The 1,597-nt window shown below is 76.0% G+C and carries 1 pseudogene; it reads right to left on the bottom strand.

Going from position 1 to position 1,597, the window contains the following annotated elements:
- Nucleotides 1–367: 367 nt before the first annotated feature.
- Nucleotides 368–1,597: pseudogene (locus VIM26_RS17000) on the bottom strand (hypothetical protein); the annotation flags it as partial.

Below are 1,597 nucleotides of genomic sequence, written 5' to 3'. Positions count from 1 at the left end.
GGGGTATGGCTGGGTGTATCGAACGTGCACCCCAGGTGCACGTTCGATACACCCAGCCACACACCCAGGCTCTTGAGTGAAGTCGCGCGATCTCACGGCGGCAGGCGCGCTCGGGCCGCTCAGTTTCGTCCGGAGCGAGGCACGGTGAGGCGTCGTCGAACCCGGCGTCCCAGATCTGGCTCGACGTGGGCGGGTCCGATTCGCAAAGACTCGACCCGATCGCAGAGTGCGCACGTCGGATGTACCCAGTTGGCACCGATGTGCGCAGTTTCCAGGCGACGACGGTCGCCGGCCACAACATCCGGGCCTCCGGTCGCGGCTCGGGTGGGCGAGTTCGGGGTACGCCCGGGTCGGGCCGTGACCGAGCTCAGTCCCAGCGGGCGCCGCCGTCGAGCCGCTCGCTGAGAGCCGCGGCCCACACCATCGGGGTGGCCGGCAGCCCGTCGATCCAGCCGACCGGCAGGTCGAGGTCCAGCACGGTCCCGGGCTCCTGGGTCTCGAGCACGTGCGACGCCGCGGCGACGTCGAACGTGCGCCCCCCGCCGACCGCCCGCATCCAGTGCCGCAGGTCGGCGGGCTTCAGGCGCGCGTCGACGACGGCCCAGGTCTGGTCCGGTTCGAGCTCGGCGAGCAGATCGGCGGCGCTCGGCCAGTCCTCGGCCGCCCCACCGACGCCGATCGCGACGATGCTCACCGCCTGGCCGCCGGCGATGCGGGCCCGGAACCAGGCGGCGGCCGGCGGGCCCAGCAGCCGGCGACCGTGGCCGGCCACGGCGAGCATCTCCCCCGCGAGCACGACGTCGTGCGGGTTCTGCCCGACGCGCTGCGCCATCTGCGAGGCGACGGTGAACGCCTGCGCGCTCTCACCGACGACGGCGACGATCGACCCGAAGGTGCGCAGCAGCCCGGGCGGGCGGCCCAGGCTCGCGAGCAGCTCCGAGATCGGCATCGACTCGTCGAGCGGGCCGTCGCCGAGCAGCGCGGCCGGCACGCCGAGTGCGAGCAGCGCCCGCCGGTCGCCGCCGCCGGCACGCGGAGCGGCGCGCGACCGGCCGCGCGGCGCCGGTTCGGGCGGGGCCTCGGCTTCGGGTTCGGGCTCCGGTTCGGGCTCCGGCTCCGGGTCCGGTTCCGGCTCCGGCTCGACCTCGTCCTCGGGTTCGGCCGGCGCGGCCACCGGGATCGGGTTGAACGTCACCGGGGTCACCACGGCGTCCCGCGGCGCGAACCGCGCCGCGGGCATCGGCCTGGTCGCCGCGGGGTGCGGGTCACCGTCCGGGTGCGCGGCCGCATCCACCTCGGCGCCCGGCCGGGCGACGACCGGCGCAGCGGTCGCCGTCGCGGCGGCCGCCGCCGCCGTCGCGGCCGCATGCGACCCTGCCATGTCGTCGATCGAGGCGAGCAGCGAGGTGAACGTGTCGGCGTCGGTCGACACCCGGCGCCCGGACATCGGCGGGACGGGGATCTCCTCGCGCACCGTCGTCCCCAGCTCGCCGGGGTGCCGCTCGGCAGCGTCGGCGGCCTCGAGCAGCGCGTGCAGCCCCATCATCGGCTCCGCGCGCATCCCGGTCGAGAGCCGCTCGGGCGGCGGTGCGGCGGG

Source organism: Pengzhenrongella sp., from assembly GCF_036565025.1.
Taxonomy (GTDB): domain Bacteria; phylum Actinomycetota; class Actinomycetes; order Actinomycetales; family Cellulomonadaceae; genus Pengzhenrongella.
The sequence above is the reverse complement of the archived record's forward strand: the minus strand, read 5'-3'. Positions and strand labels throughout refer to the sequence as shown.